Genomic DNA, 21,344 nt, shown 5'->3' on the forward strand with positions numbered 1-21,344 from the left:
TTTTGTAACGCGTGATTTTAAAGAAGGTGTTGATGCCTTTTTAACCAAGAGAAAGCCAAACTTCTAGTTATTATTTGCTTCTTCATATCGCGTTTTAAGCTATTATATTTATTGATCATCGTCTCACATCATTCTATCCATCCCGTCTGCTACCAAACTAATCATTGCCTTGCCTGTAGTTCATAAGACGTTTGCTTGGATGATTAGTCTTTGTTTGATGGATAACTGAATGATGATAGCTGGAGCAGTATTTTTCTTCTCTTCTGTGGACATTTGTTTTATAGGCATATAGCGTCGCGGTATCGTGTATTGACAGGTATGACCATGATGACCATGCTGTCGTATCTCAACAAATAGAAGCCAAGGTTATTTGAAAGATGCAAGGATGGCAAGTTGGCGCCAAGGTAGAGATGGCCGATAGCGTCTTGAAGGTGGTCGAGATCGATGTTGATCTAAACGTTATTGCGCAACGGGAGCGTGTCTTCGCACTATGGCGGCAAGCTTTCGGCATAGGACGAAATGATTCTGCTACGTGGGGAACTTACACAGACATAGGTCGAAAAGATTTCGCCACTTGGGGAAATGACACAGACGGTTGTCGAAATGATTTTGCCACGCGGGGAAATGAATAAGACGGTTGTCGAAACGATTTCGCCATAGCGCGAAATGACCCAGACATTCTGGAGATTCTTTCCGCCATAGCGCGAAATGAAGGTTTCATGAAATTAAAGGCGTTCTTAATTTATACTTATAGTCTCTTTTCTAGGAATGATAACCTGGTTTTACGGTATGATAGTAGTGATGAAATTTGTCCCAAAAAATTAAATATTCTATTTTACATGAGCCCAAAAATGGCTAAAGTGACCGAATTATATCAAAAATAATCAAAATGGAAGCTTATAAAACACTAAAAAATACGCGTCCCGATTTTTTCTACAAGGTAGATATTGTTGTTATTGGTGCAGGGCAGGCGGGTTTGTCTGCGGCCTATTATCTGAAAAAAGTAGGAATCGAACCTGGAAAAGGTTTTGTCGTTTTGGATGATGAGTTTGCTGCAGGTGGCGCTTGGCAACATCGCTGGGATTCGTTAACGCTTGATAATGTTAATGGGATTAATGATCTCCCAGGAATGGGATTTTCAGATGCCGTGGATACCACGGATACTACACTGAAAGCGAATACCGCTATTCCGAAATATTACGAGCTGTATGAAAAAAAGTTTGAACTTCCGATTATTCGTCCTGTTCGGGTGAGTGAAGTAACAGCGCGTAATGGACGATTTATGATACATACGAATGGTATTCAATTTAGTGCTCGCGGATTGATAAATGCAACCGGAACCTGGAAAACTCCCAATTGTCCTAAGTATCCGGGGTGGGAAAAGTTTAAAGGAAGACAGTTGCACACTGGAGAATATATAAATTCGGATGAGTTTGTTGGAAAGCATGTTATCGTTATAGGTGGTGGAATTTCAGCCATTCAACTACTGGGTGAAATTTCTCAGGTTACCCAGACCACATGGGTAACCCGTAAACCCGTAAATTTTAGAAAAGATGAATTCACTCCCGATGCGGGAAGGGAGGCTGTTGCTCTCGTAGAAAAAAGAGTACGTGAAGGTTTGGCTCCAAACTCGGTTGTATCGGTCACAGGCTTGCCTCTTACACCAGCTATTGAAAAAATGTTACGTGATGGTGTTCTGGATCGTAAGCCAATGTTTAAAGAGATTACCGAAACAGGTGTAAGATGGGAAGATGGGACGACTTTAGATGCTGCTGTTATTTTTTGGAATACAGGTTTTAAGCATACTCTGGATCACCTTGCTCCACTAAGTCTGATCAACGATAAGGGCGGTATCGAGCTATCAGGAAGACTGGCCACGCAGGTTACAAAGGATCCACGCATTCACTTAACAGGGTATGGTCCGTCAGCTTCTACAATTGGAGCTAATCGTGCTGGAGGGGCAGCCGCAAGAGAGTTAATTGCATATTTAAAGTTGTGAACGAATATTTGACTTAGCAAAGAGTAATACAAAATGTTATGAAAGTATATACCCTCTAAAAAAAGCGACGGTTAGGTCGCTTTTTTTAGAGGGAGAAGTTGAAGATTGTAACTACTTTCCTACTATTATCTTTTGTTGATGCGGCCTTTAAATTGGCTAATTCCATCCATAAAGGCTTCCACAATTATTCTTCCTGCAGGGAGGTGTTTAAGATCATAGTCGAATGTGGCATTTTTAATAGCTTTATACTCATGTTTCTGCCATACGGTGCCATCCACAGTGATCTGAACGGTCATATCGCTTGCTTTATTCGATACGACATTCAATTGCGTGTGGTCCACTACTGATCGTGGATAGAGAGAAAATGCGTATCTGCCTGTTGTGGTATTGAATTCTAACCCCTTCACAGCATTGAAACTGAACATTTCACCGGTCCCACAATCGCTTTCGAATGCATGGATCAAATTTCCTTTCAGATCAAATATGCGAAGATGACCATCTCCATTTGCCGGCTGTGCCCAGAATTGTAACCCATTGCCTGCAGTATCGACAAGACGTAGTGAATGTTTACCTTCCGAGAGGCGTATCGTATCAGTGTATAGGGTTACAGGTTCTAATTGCGCCGCGGTTTTTTGAAAGATCGTATCTTGTTTAGCATTTAAAAGGAAAATACTGTTGTCTTTAGGCTTATTATTCGTTAATAATTGTAGGACAAAAGTTGCTGGAAATTTCTGTGCAGCAGTAAAGGTCGTTTGCATGTTATTGTCTCCGGACCAAGCATCTTTCTTTCCGTTGGGTTGATTAAGCGTGACAAGAAATAGATTTTCGCCATCTTTTTCCTGAATCTCACCGGGGAGTATCACTTCGGCAACTTGATTGAAAGGAAGATTTCCTTTCCAATGGAATGTTTTAGTCGGAAAACCCTGTGTTCCATATACAATAGTTAGTGAACGAACAGGGTCTGATCCTAAGTTTCTAAACATTATACGAGGGTCTGAGCTAGCCGGATTTAAACGGGAAAATCGTTGTTCATCATTGGGGACCATTATAGCTTCCACAGCGACATCTGTTTTTTGATTCGGGGCGGTGTACTCAAACAAATATGCCGCTATATTTTCAGCAGCCTGTATGTTGTCGGTGGCTGTATAAGGTTCCATTAATAAAGAGACTTGATGACTACCTGGCTTTGTCCATACATCGATCACATCAGGTTGTTGTAGGTCTCCGGGACACCAGTACGCGCGGTCAAATATCCAGGTACCACCTTGTGGGTAGAGCGGGTTGTCGCCACATTTTTTCCACATATCACGTTTATCAACGATTTTTCCGTCCACAGAAATTTCGCGCCAGCGGCTGCAAAACTCACTACATCCACGTGGTTTGTCCATACCGTGACCGGTGTGCTGTATGCGTATTCTGCTTAATGCCGCTCCAGCTGTAGAATTATAATTTACCGGTAAAAGATTATCCTCAATCTTCTCGTTGGGATCTCCATATTTATAGGCCTTATTCCATAAAGGTTTTATACCAAGTGGTGTAACAACGGGAGGACCTGATAAGATTTCAAAATCTATCGTAAGCGCCCAACCGACTGTTTTATCTTCAAAGCCTGAATGCACATATACAATTTCCACACTATCTCGGAGAAACGGGGCGAAGTCTGTGACATCGACCTGCCATTTCCAATTCCATCCTTTGTTGTAAATACTTCCATATGGCGTGAGCATTCTACCCAGTTCATAGGAAAGTTCAGGAGCGTTTGCACCGCCTTTGCGACGCAATATAATATGATCTAAATAATCCCAGTGGGCAGTATGAAGGCTATCGGGGCTTCCAAGAGTAACGTGCATGGTTATTTTTCTGATGGAGGCATCTGTTTTGGGAAATAGACCCCATGCAGGGTATGGATTTTCTCCTTTAATAGGATCGCAAATAATAGTTGCACGGTTATGCGTAACAATGTGGCTTATCGCTGGTTTTTGAGCAACTGCTCGATAACAGATGATGAGCGCAAATAGGGTTAGGAAAGATTTTATGTTCATTAATTTGAAAAAATATTATTTAAGAAACTGCATAAAGATAAGATGTTTTACGCAATCTTATCATGAGGGAGGTGTGGCATTATTTGCATCTCAAATTTTGATCAATAAAAAAGCGACTCTTTTGAAGTCGCTTTTCGTAGCCCGTAGGGGAATCGAACCCCTGTTTCTAGAATGAAAATCTAACGTCCTAACCCCTAGACGAACGGGCCATTTGTTTATTAATGTGATGCAAAGATAAGCGCATTTTTTACTCTTGCAAAATAAATGTGGCCCCTTTTACGTAACTCTTTGAATTTGAATAAAATTATTTTTTTACAAGGTCTTTATTTGAGAATAAATCAAGCTTATTCGACCACATAAGCTAGTAAATACGCATTGAACTTCTCATAATGAACATCGAAGTGACAATCGTGATATTCACTTTTTAAATGTAATTTCAAAATTCCTTCATCCTGATATTGAAAAGGAGCAATGGTCATATTATGTAGAAAGGAGACGCCACTATTACCCTGCAATTTATACACAGCCTCTTTAGCACTCCAACAAGCATAGAGCTGCGCTATACGGTTTTCGCCTGAGGTGATAAAGTCCAGTTCTTCTTCTTTTAAGAATTTATGTGCAATGCGCTCCACTTTGGATTTGATAAGCTCCATATCAATACCTACCTCGCCCACCGAACTGATGATCGCTCCTGCATAATCAAAAGAATGAGTGAGTGATATTTTTTGAGGAAAATTAGCTAGGTATGGTTTTCCATTTGCATCAGAAGGACAATCAATATAAGCAGTCGTGTTTAATAACGTGCGTAAAAGGACGCGTGTAGCGAGCCAATGTAAACGACGTTTACCATTGGATAGGCTGATGAGTTTCTGTTCTTCTAGCGCGTCTAATTGCAGTTGATTAGACAATGTTTGTTCATCTTCTTCAATACGCCAAATTGCAAATTTGGTATGCTGATCCAATTCTCGTAGGTATACTAAGCTCATAATCAAACTTAGTTAAATTTGTTTTCATTTAAAAGGAGCTTCGTCTGTAAATAAGCGGTTTTTCAGCTTTATTTTTTGATATGAACTTACTATGACCTGAAGAAGTATGATAAAAATTAATTCCTAATATTTCCATAAGAAATATTAGGAAATGCTGTAAAATATCAACGATTACCGTATTTTTGAAAAAAATGGTTGCTGTTCACTTTTCTAAACGATTGGGAGTCAGCTTTAACCTATACAAATATTGAATAATCATGATTTTATCGGATAAACGTATACTAGAAGAAATAGAAAATGGCAATATCGTTATTGAACCATATGATCGTAAATGCTTGGGGACAAACTCGTACGATGTTCACTTAGGTAAACATCTGGCGACCTATAAAAACCGTGTTTTGGATGCGAAACATCATAATGAGATTGATCATTTTGAAATTCCGGAAGAGGGATTTGTTTTAGAGCCTAATACATTATACCTCGGGGTTACGTTAGAATATACCGAAACGCATAAACATGTTCCCTTCTTAGAAGGAAAATCGAGTACGGGTCGTTTAGGTATCGATATTCATGCTACTGCTGGAAAGGGTGATGTTGGATTTTGTAATACGTGGACATTGGAAATTTCATGTGCACAGCCTGTTCGCATCTACGCAGGAATGCCAATAGGACAACTTATTTATTTCGTAGTTGAGGGAGAGGTGGAAACTCTTTATAATACAAAGGGAAATGCAAAATATAATACCAAGACGACCAAGCCTGTGGAGTCTATGATGTGGAAAAACTCATTTTAAAATAAAAAAGAGCAAAGACTTTAAAATCTTTGCTCTTTTCGTTTGAAATCTGCTTAACCTCCAAATTCCATTAAATAGGCTTTTAAGAATTCGTCCAAGTCACCATCTAGCACAGATTGTGTATTAGAGGTTTCGTAATTGGTTCTTAAATCTTTAATTAATTTATAGGGATGTAATACATAGTTTCTTATTTGAGATCCCCACTCGATTTTCTTTTTATTACCCTCGATTGCGTCCGTTGCCTCTTGGCGTTTCCGCATTTCGATTTCATACAGTTGTGATTTCAAAAGTCGAAAGGCATTTTCTTTATTTTGTAATTGTGATCTAGATTCCTGATTTTTAATGATAATACCAGTTGGCTTATGGTGTAATCGTACTGCAGTTTCTACTTTATTTACGTTTTGACCTCCAGCACCACCTGCACGGAAAGTATCCCACTCAATTTCAGAATCTTTGACCTCGATTTCAATGTTGTTGTCAATTAAAGGGTAGACATAAACAGAGGCAAATGAAGTATGACGCTTGCCGTTTGAATCAAAGGGCGAAATACGAACTAAACGGTGTACACCATTTTCACCTTTTAGATAACCATATGCAAAATCTCCGGAAATTTGGAGCGTGACAGTTTTTATTCCTGCAACTTCTCCTTCTTGCGAATCCTGTTCAGTTACTTTATAACCATTTTTCTCACCCCACATGATATACATACGCATCAACATGGCCGCCCAGTCACAACTTTCTGTTCCGCCGGCTCCAGCAGTAATCTGCAGAATGGCGTCTAACTGATCTTCTTCGGCGCTTAGCATGTTCTTGAATTCTAATTCTTCCACCGCTTCTAAAGCAATATGATACTGTTCATTGAGCTCCGCTTCCGTAGCGTCGCCGGCTTGATAGAATTCATATAATACACCCGTATCATCGACAGCTGCGGCGACCGAATCAAAGTGATCCGTCCATACCTTCTGTACTTTGATAGACTGTAATATTTTTTCTGCAGCTTTTGAGTCGTCCCAAAAATTAGGCTGTAAGGTAATTTCTTGGTCTTTTTCTAGCAGTTCTTTTTTGACATCGATGTCAAAGATGCCTCCTCAGGGAAGTTACACGATCCCTCAAATCTTGAATTTGTTCTTTGGTCATAATAACAAAGATACGGCTTTCTATAGGAAATGCCCAAAAAGCTGCGATATGAACTTCAGTGATCGGGATAAATTTTTATATTTCCTCAATAGTACAGTTTTTAATGGAAGAGGAGAAATCGATAACTTTGTTTATAGATATGGTACAATTAACATTGTAAATAAAACAAATTTATCTAAGTTTGATTAAAATAGAAAAATATGTTACCAAAAATAGATTTTACTCAGACAGCGGCTTACCGCTATTTAGCCGATCATTATATTAGTATAAACCAGCATAGCTTGAAAGATTTATTTGCTGCAGATGATTTTAGATTTGAGAAATATAGTATTGAATTTAATGATTTGCTCTTAGATTATTCAAAAAATAGAGTGAACGATGAGACGTTAGCTTTGTTACGCCAGTTGGCAAAAGAGTGCCAATTAAGCGAAGCCATAGAAGCAATGTTTCAGGGTGAGAAAATCAATGAAACAGAAGGCCGTCAGGTATTGCATACGGCTTTGCGCAATCAATCTGGAAAAGCAATATTTGTTGATGGTCAAGACATCATGAAAGATGTAAATGCTGTTTTGGCACAGATGGAGTCATTCACAAACCGCATTCTATCTGGTGAATGGAAAGGCTATACTGGAAAAACCATTACCGATGTGGTGAATGTTGGTATCGGAGGATCTGATTTAGGTCCAGTAATGGTGACGGAGGCTTTAAAGGCTTATCGCACACATTTAAATATGCATTTTGTATCTAATGTGGATGGAACACATATTGCCGAGGCTATTAAAAACCTTGATCCAGAGACAACCTTATTCCTGATTGCATCAAAACTTTTACAACACAGGAAACGATGGCAAATGCGAATACTGCTCGAGATTGGTTCTTGACAAGTGGAGCACAACAGACCGATGTTGCGAAGCATTTTGCTGCTTTGAGCACGAATACCGCTGCTGTTGCCGCATTTGGTATCGACACTAAAAATATGTTTCAATTCTGGGATTGGGTTGGTGGACGTTACTCCCTATGGTCTGCGATCGGTTTATCGATCAGCTTAGCTGTTGGTTTTGATCATTTCAAAGAATTATTAACGGGCGCATTTGAGGCCGATGAGCATTTTAGAACAGCAGCTTTTGAAGAGAATATTCCGGTTACTCTAGCTTTGTTGGGTATATGGTATAATAACTTTTTTGAAGCAGAAAGTCACGCGATCTTACCATATGATCAATATTTACATCGTTTCGCGGCGTATTTCCAACAGGGAGATATGGAGAGTAATGGTAAGTGTGTGGATCGTAACGGTAAAGCTGTGGATTATCAAACAGGTCCAATTATCTGGGGTGAGCCTGGTACAAATGGACAGCACGCTTTTTATCAACTGATACATCAAGGAACTAAATTAATCCCTTGTGATTTTATTGCACCTGCCATTAGCTTAAACCCTATAGGCAAGCATCATCAGATGTTACTTTCTAATTTTTTGCGCAAACAGAAGCATTGATGAATGGAAAATCTGAGGAAGTTGTTGTTGCTGAACTAAAGGCAGCGGGTAAATCGGAAGAAGAAATTGAAAAGCTGAAAGCATTTAAGGTGTTTGAAGGAAATAGACCGAGTAACTCTATTTTGCTTAAAAAAGTAACACCACGTTCTTTGGGTACTTTGGTTGCACTTTATGAGCATAAAATATTTGTACAGGGCATTATCTGGAATGTCTTCAGTTTTGATCAATGGGGGGTAGAATTAGGGAAGCAGCTTGCGGGTCAAATTTTACCAGAATTAGAGTCAGAAGATATCATTACGACGCATGATTCGTCGACAAATGGTTTGATAAATCAATATAAATCTTGGCGTTTATAAGTGTTAAGGAAATAAAAAACCGGGGTTAATGTTTTAATCCCGGTTTTTTATGTTGTTATTTTTTATAAGGATAGAATTTCAACTATTCTTAATAAATCCTGATTGATTGAATCAATGTGTTTAATTGCTTTTTTGAACGATATAAATTGTATTTCGCCATGAACTAAACCCACCATTCACCTTTGCGACCCTCTAGCAGGGCCTCTACAGCTGCAACACCTAATCTACTGGCCAATACTCTATCCATACAAGTTGGGCTTCCGCCACGTTGTATATGACCTAATATCGATAAACGAACATCATATTTAGGAAAGTTTGCTTTGATTCTTTCTGACACAACCATTCCACCTTCCGAATCGCCTTCGGCAACAATGATGATACGTGAAGATTTGCTTTTGCGTGTTTTATCTAAGCGTTTCATGATGGCGTCGTAATCCACATTAAACTCAGGGATTAAAACGGCTTCAGCACCTGTGCTGATACCCGATCTTAACGCAATCAATCCCGAATCTCTACCCATCACTTCAATTACAAAAAGACGGTCATGAGATTCTGCTGTATCTCTAATTTTGTCAACAGCCTGTATAACGGTATTTATAGCCGTGTCGTAACCTATTGTAAAGTCAGTACCAGCAAGGTCATTGTCAATTGTACCTGGAAGACCGATGATAGGAATATCAAATTCCTCTAGAAATTTGGATGCACCTGTAAAAGTTCCATCGCCACCAATGACAACAAGAGCATCAATACCAGCTGCTTTTACATTTTCATAAGCTTTCTGACGACCTTCAATAGTTCTGAATTCATCACTTCTTGCTGTTTTTAAAATGGTGCCACCACGTTGTATGATGTTAGCGACAGATTTAACGTCCATAGCATACATATCGCCACTGACCAAGCCGTCATATCCTCTTTTAACACCAAAAACATTTAAACCATTATATATACCTGCTCTAACTACCGCGCGAATGGCAGCATTCATTCCTGGAGCATCTCCTCCAGAAGTTAATACTGCTATATTTTTAATATTACTCATAATTCAAACTTAATAAATCGTATTTCGGTTTGCAATATAAACCAGTTGAATGAAAAAAACAACTTATTTGGGTTATCTATTTGTAAATTGATCACCCAAATAAGTTGCGATTGCTTTTATTCTTTGCTCGTAATGGATTCGATTCAACAAAATCAACGCCCCATGGAGTCTTTATTTTCTTGCATGGAACGCATCTATACCACTTTGTAAGTATTGCGCATAGGCAACAGGATCGTAATTTGCTCCTGAAGGTGGAACCAAAACGTTTCCTTGCGTATCGACAATCACATAAAGAGGCTGTGAATTACTATTAAATTTCGAAGCTTGAAAATCTGAATTTTTGTTTCCGATATTCTTGATTCTCTTTCCTGAATAAGTTGAAATAATTTGTTCTTCTTTAGGTAATTCAGTACGGTCATCCACAAATAGCTCTGCCATTACAAAACCTTCTTTTAATAATTTTGCCACCTTAGGATCTGTCCAGACGTTTGCCTCCATCTGTCTGCAATTAACGCAATTCCATCCTGTAAAATCAATTAGAACTGGTTTGTTCAATTCTTTAGCAGTTTCTAATGCTTGGTCGTAGTCATAGTAAGGATCAAATCCTTTAGGAGTACCACGTTTATGGAATATCTCCGCATATTTTTCACTTTACCATCCGAGTGTGCCGGAGCACTTGCTATTCCTGCAGATAAATCAAAATCCTGAGTTGCAGATGGTGGTAAAAATGCGGATATAGATTTCAAAGGAGCTCCCCATAGTCCCGGTATCATGTACATCACAAAAGCAAAGACAGTTATCGCTAAAAATGTACGTGGTACGGATAAGAATTTGAGCTCACTATCATGAGAAAACTTAATTTTACCAATCAGATAGAGACCCATTAAACCGAAAATAACGATCCATAAGGAAAGGAACACCTCACGATCAAACCAATTCCAATGGTAGGCAAGATCAACATTTGATAAGAATTTTAATGCTAAGGCTAACTCCAAAAATCCGAGGACGACTTTTACACTATTTAACCAGCCTCCTGATTTTGGAAGGGATTTTAATAATGAAGGGAACATTGCGAATAATGCAAATGGAATTGCTAAAGAAATAGAAAAACCAAGCATACCGATTGCTGGTCCTAAGCGCTCGCCTTTAGAGGCCGCTTCCACCAACAACGTACCTATAATAGGTCCCGTACAGGAAAAGGAAACTAAAGAAAGGCTAAATGCCATGAAAAATAGACCTACCAAACCACCTTTGTCTGATTTTGCATCCATTTTATTGACAAATGAACTTGGTAGCGTGATTTCAAATGCACCAAAAATGATGCTGCAAAGACGACTAGTAGAAGGAAGAATAAGAAGTTAAAGATACCATTTGTAGAAAGTGCATTAAGAGCATCAGAACCAAATAAAATAGTAATGATCATACCCAGTGCAACATAGATAATGATGATAAATAATCCATATAGTAAAGCTTTACTTACTCCACTGGCTCTTGATCCTGATTGTTTTGTAAAGAAACTGACAGTCAACGGTAACATCGGAAAGATACAAGGCATCAATAATGCCATAAAACCTCCTACTAAACCTGCGATGAAAATACCCCAAAGTGATTTTTTTTCTTCGGGAACTTGATCAATTGCTGTTTGCGTCAGGGCTTTAGTTGTATCCTGACTGAGGGTATCAGGACTTTCAGAGAAAACCAAATCCTCTGTCACTTCAACAGGGGATGTTGTATCAGCAGATTCTGAAAATTCGATTCCTTCTACACTAAGTAAAGAGTCTTGTGCTGTTGCAAAAGAAAGAACAGGAATAAATAAACTGAAAATAACGAAGTAGATTAAAAATAGTTTCTTTTTAGCCATTATATATAGAGTTCTAAGATAATTTGTAAAATTAAAAAAAGACATTGAGAATCACCTTATTGTTTAGTAGTTGTAAAGTCAATTTTACTATCTAAAGGTAATCTTACAGGCATTTATTCGTCATCACAGGCGTACTTATAATAAATCGCAGAAAATTAACATTTCATGAAGTGATTTTGGATTCGCACGCTAATAAGAAAACGCTATTCAACTAACCATAATGAGTTAGCTGAATAGCGTTTTGTGCATATATATGCTGTTATTTTTTTACTTGATTGCTACAGAAAATGCGTAATCTGTTGGTGGAAGACATTGTGTTTTATCGCAAGCTTGGTATTCTACACTTCCTTTTACAGTTGTTGTTCCTTTATTTAATTTTACTTTTTGCTGAAAAATCACCTCTTTTTTAAAGTAGCCTACATTCATTTTAAAGACCTCTTCGTATTTTGTTGCTGCTTTAGGTTCAGCTGTTTTACCATTTAGTGTATAATCTTTAGATGCAGGAAATGTAAATGAGGTTGGTATAGGGCCATTTTCACCGACATTTTGAGAATAAATGTGCCAACCGTCTTGAATAGTGGCTTTGATAAAGATAACTGCTTCCTTATCATTTAATTTTTTTGAAGCAACAGTCCATTTAACAGGATCGTGGATTTGAGCTACTGCTCCTGAAATAGCAAAAAATAGTACTGCTATTAATAATGTTAATTTTTTCATGGAATATATTTGTTTTTTTATTGTTACAAAGCTAACATTAGCATATTTATTGATTTTAGTAAACGATAGGCATTGATGGTCTCTTCAGAATGTTTTAATATTAAAAACTTTCTTTACAAATCATGCTCTTGCTATTAAGACCGTAGAAAATAGCTAAAGTTTAATTTCTTTTAGCAAATTTACTTTTTTGGTCCAATATATTTATCGGAGCAGGGTAAATATTTTGTTGCTTAAAGGATATATTTAATCTCTTGGAGATTGAACTCTTTTATTTCATTTGCGATTTGAACCTGTAATAGGCCATTTGAAAGTACTTGTATTATTTTCCCTTCAATTTCTGTTTCATTGACCATATATTTTTTCATCTCATTTCTTCTAAAAAGATTTTGATTGAATGCTAATAGTTGCTGATCTTGATCCTGGTTTTTTAACCGTTTGTATTCTATATCTAAAAATTGATAAAGTTCTGTCGCTAGCGATTGTATGTGATAGGGTTCTTCTTGTTTGCTGATCGATTTTAGTGAGGTAATATGTTGGGTATCGCCAAATGAAGTTTGATTTATATTAATACCGATCCCAATAATACTTGTTGCGATTTTATTTCCTTTTATCGTGTTCTCAATTAGTACACCTATTATTTTGTGGTCATTAACATAAATATCATTTGGCCATTTGATTTGCACTTTTTGGTCTGTTTTTGTTTTTAACCAGTTAAATATTCCGAGACATATGGCGCACGATAAGGTAAATTGTTGATCTATTCTTAAAAAATGCGGGTAAATGAGGATTGATGTAATGATATTTTTACCAGGTTCGCTTTTCCAAATGTTACCCCTCTGCCCCTTCCCCGCGAATTGTTCTACTGCTAAAATGGCAGAACCTTCGTCCTGTGGCTTGAATTTTGACAAGTTTTCTTTAAAATAATCATTTGTGGATGCCACTCGATCGACAGTAATTACATTTTGACCGATAATAAGTCCTGAAAATGTGTTATTTTGCAAGGTGATAATTTTTTAATTGTATACAATAGTCAAAACTATAATTTTTTTTAATGGATAAAAATAAAAGTTCAGAATTGTCAACACGACTGTCAGAGGTGGTGGTATATGGAATGCAAGAGAAGAAAGCAAATGAAATAGTGCGATTGGATTTGAGAAATATTAACAGTTCTGTTTCCGATTATTTTGTAATTTGTCATGCAGATTCCCATATTCAAGCGCAAGCAATTGCGAAAAGTGTAGAAGATGAAGTCTATAAAACATTTGGTCAAGATCCACAATATAAAGAAGGCCAGAGTCTTGGCGAATGGTTGATCCTTGACTTTGTAGATGTAGTTGTTCATATCTTCAAGAAAGAAAAAAGGGCACTCTATGCGATCGAGGATTTATGGGGTGACGCTCAAATTCAAGACTTTCAAAGTGCTTAATTAAGATAGAAAAAATAGAATTAAAACGATATAAATAAGAAAGAATGAAGAAAATACCAACTGGTAAAATAACCCCAAAACCGCCCAAGTTTAATGTCATGTGGCTTAGTTTTGCTTTGATATTGGTTTTTTTTGCCCTACAATACGTTTTTAGTGATAATTCGGCTAAAAAATCACGTACAGTGAATTTGAATCTACCATTTTACCAACAGGTGATGTAGAAAGATTAGAAGGTACTAAGAAAAATGATCTTGTACATATTGATGTTTATATCAAGAAAGATCGTTTAAAAGATGAAAAATATAAAAATGTGGCTCCAGGAGCAAATGCATTGTCATTGAACCCTGAAGTAGGCCCTCAATATTACTTTACTGAAGCTTCGGCTGATATTTTAGCTTCAAACTTAAAAGCGGCGCAAGAAAATCTTCCTGCAGGTACGCCGCGATTAAGTGTAAGTTATGAAGATCGTTCTAACCCATGGGCTAATTATTTTGTGACCTTTATTTTACCACTTGTTGTGATGGTATTATTATGGTTATTCTTGATGCGTCGTATGAATGGTGGTGGCGCTGGTGGTGGCGGTCAGATATTTAATATTGGTAAATCTAAAGCACAGCTGTTTGATAAAGAGTCTTCCATTAATATTACTTTTAATGATGTTGCAGGTTTAGAAGAAGCCAAACAAGAAGTAATGGAAATTGTGGATTTCTTGAAAAACCCACGCAAATACACAAATTTAGGTGGTAAAATTCCTAAAGGAGCATTATTAGTTGGCCCTCCGGGAACCGGTAAAACGTTACTTGCGAAAGCTGTGGCAGGTGAAGCACAAGTTCCTTTCTTCTCTTTATCAGGTTCTGATTTTGTTGAGATGTTTGTGGGTGTCGGTGCTTCTCGTGTTCGTGATTTGTTTAAGCAGGCAAAGGAAAAAGCACCATGTATCATCTTTATCGATGAGATTGATGCTATAGGCCGTGCACGTGGTAAAAACTCCATGATGGGTGGTAATGATGAACGTGAAAATACTCTAAATCAGCTTCTTGTTGAGATGGATGGTTTTGGAACGGATTCAGGAGTTATTATTTTAGCAGCGACCAACCGTATTGATGTATTAGATAGTGCATTGTTGCGTCCAGGACGTTTTGATAGACAGGTTTCTATTGATAAACCCGATTTAATCGGTCGTGAGCATATTTTTAAAGTTCACTTGAAACCATTAAAGTTATCGGAAGAAGTTGATGCTAAAAAACTGTCTGCACAAACTCCGGGATTTGCTGGTGCAGAGATTGCCAATGTTTGTAATGAGGCGGCTTTAATTGCAGCACGTAAGAATAAGACAGAGATTGATATGCAAGATTTTCAAGATGCGGTAGATCGTGTTATTGGAGGTCTTGAGAAAAAAAATAAAATCATTTCACCAGAAGAGAAGAAAATTGTTGCTTACCATGAGGCCGGCCATGCGATTGCAGGTTGGTTCTTAGAGCATGCTGATCCATTGGTGAAAGTGTCTATCGTGCCTCGTGGAGTTGCTGCACTGGGATATGCGCAGTATTTACCAAGGGAACAGTTTTTATATACTACTGAGCAGTTAGTTGATAGTTTGTGTATGACGATGGGTGGCCGTGTAGCTGAAGATATTACATTTGGACGTATATCTACTGGTGCACAAAATGATTTGGAAAGAATCACAAAATTAGCATATGCTATGGTTGCTATCTATGGTATGAATGATAAGGTTGGTAATGTTTCATTCCGTGACGGATCTGAACAATTTCATAAACCTTATTCTGACAAAACGGCAGAGTTAATTGATTCTGAGGTACGTAATTTAATTACTGACGTTTATGCAAGAACAAAACAGTTATTGTTAGATAAACAAGAAGGTTTAGTTGCGATTGCCGAAAAACTATTAGAGAAGGAAATCTTATTTCAAAGTGATCTGGAAGAAATATTGGGAAAACGCCCTTTTGATACAAAAACAACGTATGATGAGTTTGTGAATAGTGGAGATGGTGGCGGTGTTCCGCAAACAGATCTTCCATTAGATGTGTTACCTGAAGAGGCGAGCAGCGCAGAACCAAAAGTAGGTATTAAAGAAGAGGATAATCCAAACACATAAATTTTTAATTCTACAGCGCTTCTGAAAAGAAGCGCTGTATTTTTTATCAATTCCACCGAATGAATGTTAAAAATAGCAGCAGCAAAGAGCAGATGCTTAGCAAAATAAGAAAAGCTCTGTTAGAAAAGACAGAAAATCCACATCCCAAATTTCAGAAGACACCTTTATATCAGGAGGAAGATGAGCTTGTGGATGTGACCTTTGCACGCGAATTAACAGCAGTAGGGGGGAAGTTTTTGTATTGTGATGGCGAGATTGAACTGATTGAGAATTTGATTAATCTGACGGAGGAAAATAATATTAAAAAGATATTTACCTGGGAAAAAGGAGTTCAAGACCTTTTAAACCCTTACGGTTTTCCTATACATACGGATGAAATTGAATTTGATGCAGCCGATGCAGGGATAACTTCTTGTGAAGTTATGATTGCGCGTAACGGTAGTATCATGGTCAGCAATGCTAATGCATCAGGACGTAGATTGGGAATCTATCCGCCCATCCATATTGTTATTGCAAAAGCCTCGCAGATGGTCTGGGATATTAAAGATGCATTATCCTATATGCAGCGTCGCTACGGTAATGAAATGCCCACAATGGTTTCGACAGTCACTGGACCTTCCCGTACAGCAGATATCGAAAAACGCCTGGTCCTGGGGGCTCATGGACCAAAAGAATTATATGTTTTATTATTAGAGGATCGTTTTTAATTATATGATACAGGAATACCTTTTTTTAACTCCAGTTGCGAGTATTATCTTTGCTTTGACAGTGGCTTCAAGTATCTATAGTTTTTCAAATCCTCAAGTATTGGGAGAGATGATGTTACATCCTTATAGTATATATCGTAAAAAACGCATTTATACTATTTTAACCAGTGGCATGGTTCATAAAGATTGGGGGCATCTCCTTTTTAATATGATCACATTTTATTATTTCGGATTTGGCTTAGAAAAAATATTGATCCAGGTCAGTGATTGGGGGCACCTTCAATTTGCAATCATTTATATTTCCAGTTTAATACTGAGTGATATTCCTACCATTTTCCAGCACAAAAATAATCCGGGCTATTATAGTTTAGGTGCTTCGGGAGCAATCTGTGCCGTTTTATTTAGCTATATCATGTTTGATCCTAAAATGATGCTCGGTATCTTTATGATCATTCCAATGCCAGCTTATATATTTGCCGTACTTTTTCTTGGTTACTGTATTTGGGCATCTAAAAATTCAAAAGACGGTGTCAACCACGATGCGCATTTATTTGGAGCAATCTCTGGAGTGATTATTACCTTGTTGCTCTATCCATGGATTTTTAAACATTTTATAAGTCAATTTTAGCATTATCCTGCCCAGTTCTCGCGGTCTAAGCTTCTATATTGTATTGCTTCAGCGAGATGATGATTCTGGATGTTGGTTTCTTGTTCCATGTCGGCGATTGTTCTAGCTACTTTTAAGATGCGGTCATATGCTCTTGCTGATAAACCTAATTTCTCCATGGCAACTTTAAGGAGCTGTGTTCCCTGCTGATCTATCTGACAGCGTTCACGAACCTGAGTACTGCTCATTTGAGCATTATTATGGATTTCACTATACTGTTTAAAACGTTCGTTTTGAATTTTTCTGGCAGCAATGACACGTTGTCGAACCACGATGCTTTTTTCTGATGTTTCATTAGATACAAGCTCTTTAAATGCTACCGGTGTAACTTCCACGTGGAGATCGATCCGATCCAGTAGTGGTCCTGATATCTTGCTTAAATAACGTTGCACGGTATTGCTTCCACATATGCATTCTTTTCGGGATGATTGTAATACCCACATGGGCATGGATTCATGGCAGCAATTAACATAAAGCTTGCTGGATAATCGACCGAAAATTTTGCTCTTGAGATTGTAATATTCCGAGACTCCAATGGTTGTCGCATCACTTCAAGTACAGTTCTTTTAAACTCAGGAAGTTCATCCAGAAATAAAACACCATTATGTGATAATGAGATCTCTCCAGGTTGAGGAGTTGCGCCGCCCCCGACCAGAGCAACATCAGAAATGGTGTGATGGGGAGACCGAAAGGGCCTAGTTGTCATCAACGATTCCTTGGCTAAAAGCTGTCCTGCAACAGAGTGAATTTTGGTGGTCTCTAATGATTCTTCTATTGTTAATGGTGGTAAGATCGTCGCTAATCGCTTTGCCAGCATTGTTTTACCTGCTCCTGGCGGACCTATTAAAATAACGTTGTGACCGCCGGATGCCGCAATTTCTAAAGCTCTTTTAATGTTTTCCTGACCTCTAACATCACCAAAATCAGTTTCAGCATGATCGATTTTGTTTAAAAACTCTTCTTCAATATTGATAGCAGTTGGCTTAAGGTCATACTTGTCGTTAAAAAAATCCACTACTTCCGTCAGATTATCAACTCCGAATATTTTAAGATTTGATACAATTGCGGCTTCTCTTGCATTTGTATTCGGAAGAATAATTCCTTTAAAATTATCCTTAAGCGCCTGAATAGCGATTGGTAACACTCCCTTTATAGCTTGAATCTTACCATCTAGTGATAGCTCTCCCAATATCAGATAATCCGTTAATTTGTCCGCATTAATTTGATTAGACGAAGCCAGTATTGCTGTCGCAATTGCAAGATCATAAGCTGAGCCTTCTTTGCGAATATCTGCTGGGGCAAGATTGACAACGATTTTTTGTCTGGGCATGCGAAGACCGCAAGACACAATGGCACTTTCTATGCGCTGTAAACTTTCTTTGACAGCATTATCGGGCAATCCAACAATATAATATCTTGTTCCTGCTGTGATATTTACTTCAACAGCTACACTCGTGGCTTCAATGCCATATACTGCACTACTATAGGTTTTTGTTAACATATAATTGGTCTAACTGATCATTAAAGTTAATAAAAAGGTTTAACTATTTCTTGAGAATTATTTTTTTCCTTTGAGGAACAGCATGAAGTTGTGGTTTTAGATAAGATACATTATATTGTAGTAATTGATATTTATCATATGTCAAAAAATAATTGGTTTTGGCAAACGATTTGCTACTCTATTTGTATTATTAATGAATAGAACGGATTGCAAAGAATTAACATTTAAAGTTTAAGAATATGAATGATACTAGTAAAGTAGTAGTGGCATTATTGGCAGGGTTAGCTGCAGGAACCGCTTTAGGAATTTTATTCGCACCTGATAAAGGAACAGAGACAAGAGACAAGTTAAATGAATCATTAGCAGATTTGGGAGATGCTATCCGTGAACGCGCAGAAGAGCAGTTTGATCAGCTAAATGACTTCAAGGAAAAAATAGTTTCAACCCTTAAAACAAAAATCAATAAAGGGGAAGAAATCTTCGAAGACGAAATAACAGAACACGCGTAAGTGGCTGTTGTTTTAGAGCTTAAAAAAATATTATAGATCATATTATCAGAGGCTAAAAAAGCCTCTGATTGTTAAAATAAAAATAAATGGAAGAAGAAAAATTCTCGCTTAGTGGAACATTCCAAAAGACCAAGGAATATTTAGATTCGCAATTAAATTTAATTCGGCTAAAGACCGTTGAGCGATCTTCCCGTTTGATCGCAAGCTTAATTGTCGATGGAGCAAAAATTATTTTAACCTTATTTATTATATTTTTCCTTTGTCTTGCCCTTGGTTTTTATTTGGGAGAAGTATTAGGTAGTAATTCTTTAGGATTTTTAGCTACAGCCGTAATATTTTTGGTGATACTGTTACTGATTTGTGTATTAGAGCCAAAATTAGAGACCAAATTTATGGATTTATCTATCCGCAGATTCTCTGCAAAATGGGATGATGAATCAGATGAAGAAGAAAATAATTTGAAACAAGAAAACTTAGAAGATGACGAAAAAAAGCAAAATTCATAACCTCGCAGAGCTTAAGGCAGAAATCGCGCGTCTCAAGATTTTGAAGAACGAACAGGAAGCGTATTTAAAGTCTCAAGTTAAATTATTGAATCATAAAATAGAGACACCTGTACGTATTTTTAATGCGCTTAAATCTAATATTCCGGGTGCAAATATCATATCAGGCCTTTTTGCTTCGACAAATAGCGGTGGCACTAACTCAGACTGGGTAACTAAAGCCCTGCGCATTGGTGTGCCTTTTGTTATGAACAGATTTTTCTTTAAAAAAGCTGGTGTTTTGAAAAAGGCTCTTCTTCTGTTAGCTTCGGAAAAAGCTCTTGGTCAGGTTAATCAAGATAAAATTTCAAGTATTATCGAGAAAGTAACAGATTTTATTAAACCAAAAAAGAATAAGAAAAAAAAGGTTGATATGGAGAAGCTTCCAGTAGTAGAAGATCAGGTGAATGAATATGGTATACCTTCCTATAGTGAAACTTATTAATGAGGATAACTGTTTTCCTTCAGTACTATTGACCAAAGCCAGATGTTGGCTTTATTAATGAATTGCTGGCGATAGCTATTTTTCTTTTGTCATTCTATTGCTAATAATATTTAGCTGTTTCATAAAAGCTATCCCTACTTATTTTATAAGATGAATTTTTGAATGTTGCAATGACATTTACGATTTCATGACCTCCTGGCTAAACTTTGATTGGTCATACTCCCCACTTAATTTTACTATACTATTGATTACTGCAAGAATAAGATTATTTTTGCAGGATATTTTATTATAATGGGTAAAGACAAACTTAGAAAATTTGCAGAAATTGGTACTTTTGACAACGTCGTAGAACTTGATGCAGGTAAAGCGCTTAAAGGTCAATGGGCTAAAACGCATTTTAAAAATGATAATCCAATTGTTGTAGAGTTGCTTGTGGAAAAGGTGAATATACTGTCAATTTGGCGAAGCTTTTCCCTGAAAAGAATTTTATTGGTGTTGACTATAAGGGTAACCGGATTTGGAGAGGAGCAAAAACTGCTATTGAAGAAGGTATTACTAATGTTGGATTTCTACGTATTCAGATTGAAACGATTTTAGAATATTTTGCAGAAAATGAAGTTTCCGAAATCTGGATTACATTCCCAGACCCACAACCGCAGGATAGCCGTGAGAAAAAAAGACTGACCAATCCAACTTTCCTAGGCCGTTATAAGTTTGTTTTAAATGATGGTGGATTTATGAACCTGAAAACTGACAATGATGGTTTTTATAATTACACATTAGAACAGATTGAAATCTTAGGATTGCCTAAACATGTCGAAACAGCAGATTTGTATCATTCTGATTTAGTAGATGAGGTTCTGTCTATTAAAACATATTATGAGAAGAAATATTTGGCTGTTGATAAAAATATAAACTATGTTAAATGGTCATTTGATCAGATATAATTCTTTTCTGAAATGCATTTCATAAATAAGAAGGCTCCATCCTAATCGGATGGAGCCTTCTTAT

Annotated in this window: 14 protein-coding genes, 1 tRNA gene and 6 pseudogenes; 12 read left to right on the forward strand and 9 right to left on the reverse strand. The window is 37.3% G+C overall.

What is annotated here, in order from left to right:
* Positions 1-425: 425 nt before the first annotated feature.
* A complete protein-coding gene (locus L950_RS30190) occupies positions 426-632 on the forward strand; it encodes a hypothetical protein (RefSeq protein WP_231577280.1) in 207 nt (68 codons plus the stop codon).
* 257 nt (positions 633-889) lie between these two features.
* Complete coding sequence (locus L950_RS14040; RefSeq protein WP_021191392.1) at positions 890-1,999, forward strand: NAD(P)-binding domain-containing protein; 1,110 nt, start codon at positions 890-892, stop codon at positions 1,997-1,999.
* A gap of 125 nt (positions 2,000-2,124) precedes the next feature.
* On the opposite strand, the gene L950_RS14045 is transcribed toward L950_RS14040, so the two are convergent.
* The 3 genes from L950_RS14045 to L950_RS14055 all read right to left on the reverse strand — a co-directional run bounded on the left by L950_RS14045 (position 2,125) and on the right by L950_RS14055 (position 5,027).
* Positions 2,125-4,041 carry a peptide-N-glycosidase F-related protein gene (locus L950_RS14045; protein WP_021191393.1) on the reverse strand — a complete coding sequence of 639 codons (1,917 nt, stop codon included), beginning with the start codon at positions 4,039-4,041 and terminating at the stop codon, positions 2,125-2,127.
* 137 nt (positions 4,042-4,178) lie between these two features.
* Positions 4,179-4,250: transfer RNA gene (locus L950_RS14050), tRNA-Glu, on the reverse strand.
* Positions 4,251-4,385: 135 nt separating this feature from the next.
* Positions 4,386-5,027, reverse strand: a complete 642-nt coding sequence (locus L950_RS14055) for a 4'-phosphopantetheinyl transferase family protein (protein WP_021191394.1) — start codon at positions 5,025-5,027, stop codon at positions 4,386-4,388.
* Between the two features lie 257 nt (positions 5,028-5,284).
* On the opposite strand from L950_RS14055, the gene dcd reads away from it, so the two are divergent.
* Positions 5,285-5,821 carry a dCTP deaminase gene (dcd, locus tag L950_RS14060; protein WP_021191395.1) on the forward strand — a complete coding sequence of 179 codons (537 nt, stop codon included), beginning with the start codon at positions 5,285-5,287 and terminating at the stop codon, positions 5,819-5,821.
* Positions 5,822-5,874: 53 nt separating this feature from the next.
* Here the strand turns inward: dcd and prfB are convergent.
* A protein-coding gene (gene prfB / locus L950_RS14065; RefSeq protein ID WP_132769946.1) for a peptide chain release factor 2 occupies positions 5,875-6,958 on the reverse strand; the annotation gives its coding sequence in 2 pieces (ribosomal slippage) (positions 5,875-6,897 and positions 6,899-6,958; 1,083 coding nt in all).
* Between the two features lie 200 nt (positions 6,959-7,158).
* Between prfB and pgi the strand changes: the two are divergent.
* Positions 7,159-8,806 (forward strand): annotated as a pseudogene (gene pgi / locus L950_RS14075) (glucose-6-phosphate isomerase).
* Between the two features lie 62 nt (positions 8,807-8,868).
* Here pgi and pfkA read toward each other — a convergent pair.
* The 4 genes and pseudogenes from pfkA to L950_RS14095 form a co-directional block, all read right to left on the reverse strand.
* A pseudogene (gene pfkA, locus L950_RS14080) lies at positions 8,869-9,842 on the reverse strand (6-phosphofructokinase).
* A 171-nt stretch (positions 9,843-10,013) separates the two neighbouring features.
* Positions 10,014-11,703: pseudogene (locus L950_RS14085) on the reverse strand (protein-disulfide reductase DsbD family protein).
* Positions 11,704-11,970: 267 nt separating this feature from the next.
* Complete coding sequence (locus L950_RS14090) at positions 11,971-12,420, reverse strand: protein-disulfide reductase DsbD domain-containing protein (RefSeq protein WP_021191399.1); 450 nt, start codon at positions 12,418-12,420, stop codon at positions 11,971-11,973.
* Positions 12,421-12,650: 230 nt separating this feature from the next.
* A complete protein-coding gene (locus L950_RS14095; protein ID WP_021191400.1) occupies positions 12,651-13,421 on the reverse strand; it encodes a biotin--[acetyl-CoA-carboxylase] ligase in 771 nt (256 codons plus the stop codon).
* 50 nt (positions 13,422-13,471) lie between these two features.
* On the opposite strand from L950_RS14095, the gene rsfS reads away from it, so the two are divergent.
* The 4 genes and pseudogenes from rsfS to L950_RS14115 all read left to right on the forward strand — a co-directional run bounded on the left by rsfS (position 13,472) and on the right by L950_RS14115 (position 17,297).
* Positions 13,472-13,846, forward strand: a complete 375-nt coding sequence (rsfS, locus tag L950_RS14100) for a ribosome silencing factor (RefSeq protein ID WP_021191401.1) — start codon at positions 13,472-13,474, stop codon at positions 13,844-13,846.
* A gap of 44 nt (positions 13,847-13,890) precedes the next feature.
* Positions 13,891-15,962 (forward strand): annotated as a pseudogene (gene ftsH, locus L950_RS14105) (ATP-dependent zinc metalloprotease FtsH).
* A 59-nt stretch (positions 15,963-16,021) separates the two neighbouring features.
* Positions 16,022-16,669 carry a lactate utilization protein C gene (locus L950_RS14110; protein WP_021191404.1) on the forward strand — a complete coding sequence of 216 codons (648 nt, stop codon included), beginning with the start codon at positions 16,022-16,024 and terminating at the stop codon, positions 16,667-16,669.
* A 4-nt stretch (positions 16,670-16,673) separates the two neighbouring features.
* Positions 16,674-17,297 (forward strand): rhomboid family intramembrane serine protease, encoded by a 624-nt coding sequence (locus tag L950_RS14115; RefSeq protein ID WP_021191405.1) that lies wholly within the window; start codon positions 16,674-16,676, stop codon positions 17,295-17,297.
* Between the two features lie 2 nt (positions 17,298-17,299).
* On the opposite strand, the pseudogene L950_RS14120 reads toward L950_RS14115, so the two are convergent.
* Positions 17,300-18,837, reverse strand: a pseudogene (locus L950_RS14120) (YifB family Mg chelatase-like AAA ATPase).
* A gap of 239 nt (positions 18,838-19,076) precedes the next feature.
* On the opposite strand from L950_RS14120, the gene L950_RS14125 reads away from it, so the two are divergent.
* The 4 genes and pseudogenes from L950_RS14125 (at position 19,077) to trmB (ending at position 21,280) form a co-directional block, all read left to right on the forward strand.
* Positions 19,077-19,346, forward strand: coding sequence for a YtxH domain-containing protein (locus tag L950_RS14125; RefSeq protein WP_021191406.1), 270 nt, complete (start codon positions 19,077-19,079; stop codon positions 19,344-19,346).
* 86 nt (positions 19,347-19,432) lie between these two features.
* Entirely contained in the window at positions 19,433-19,852 is a 420-nt protein-coding gene (locus L950_RS14130; RefSeq protein WP_021191407.1) for a hypothetical protein, read from the forward strand.
* Positions 19,827-20,333 (forward strand): hypothetical protein, encoded by a 507-nt coding sequence (locus L950_RS14135; protein WP_021191408.1) that lies wholly within the window; start codon positions 19,827-19,829, stop codon positions 20,331-20,333. Before L950_RS14130 ends, L950_RS14135 begins: the two co-directional genes overlap by 26 nt.
* Before the next feature lie 291 nt (positions 20,334-20,624).
* A pseudogene (gene trmB, locus L950_RS14140) lies at positions 20,625-21,280 on the forward strand (tRNA (guanosine(46)-N7)-methyltransferase TrmB).
* The last annotated feature ends 64 nt before the right edge of the window (positions 21,281-21,344 follow it).

Source organism: Sphingobacterium sp. IITKGP-BTPF85 (genome assembly GCF_001006065.1).
In the GTDB taxonomy this organism is placed as follows: domain Bacteria; phylum Bacteroidota; class Bacteroidia; order Sphingobacteriales; family Sphingobacteriaceae; genus Sphingobacterium; species Sphingobacterium anhuiense.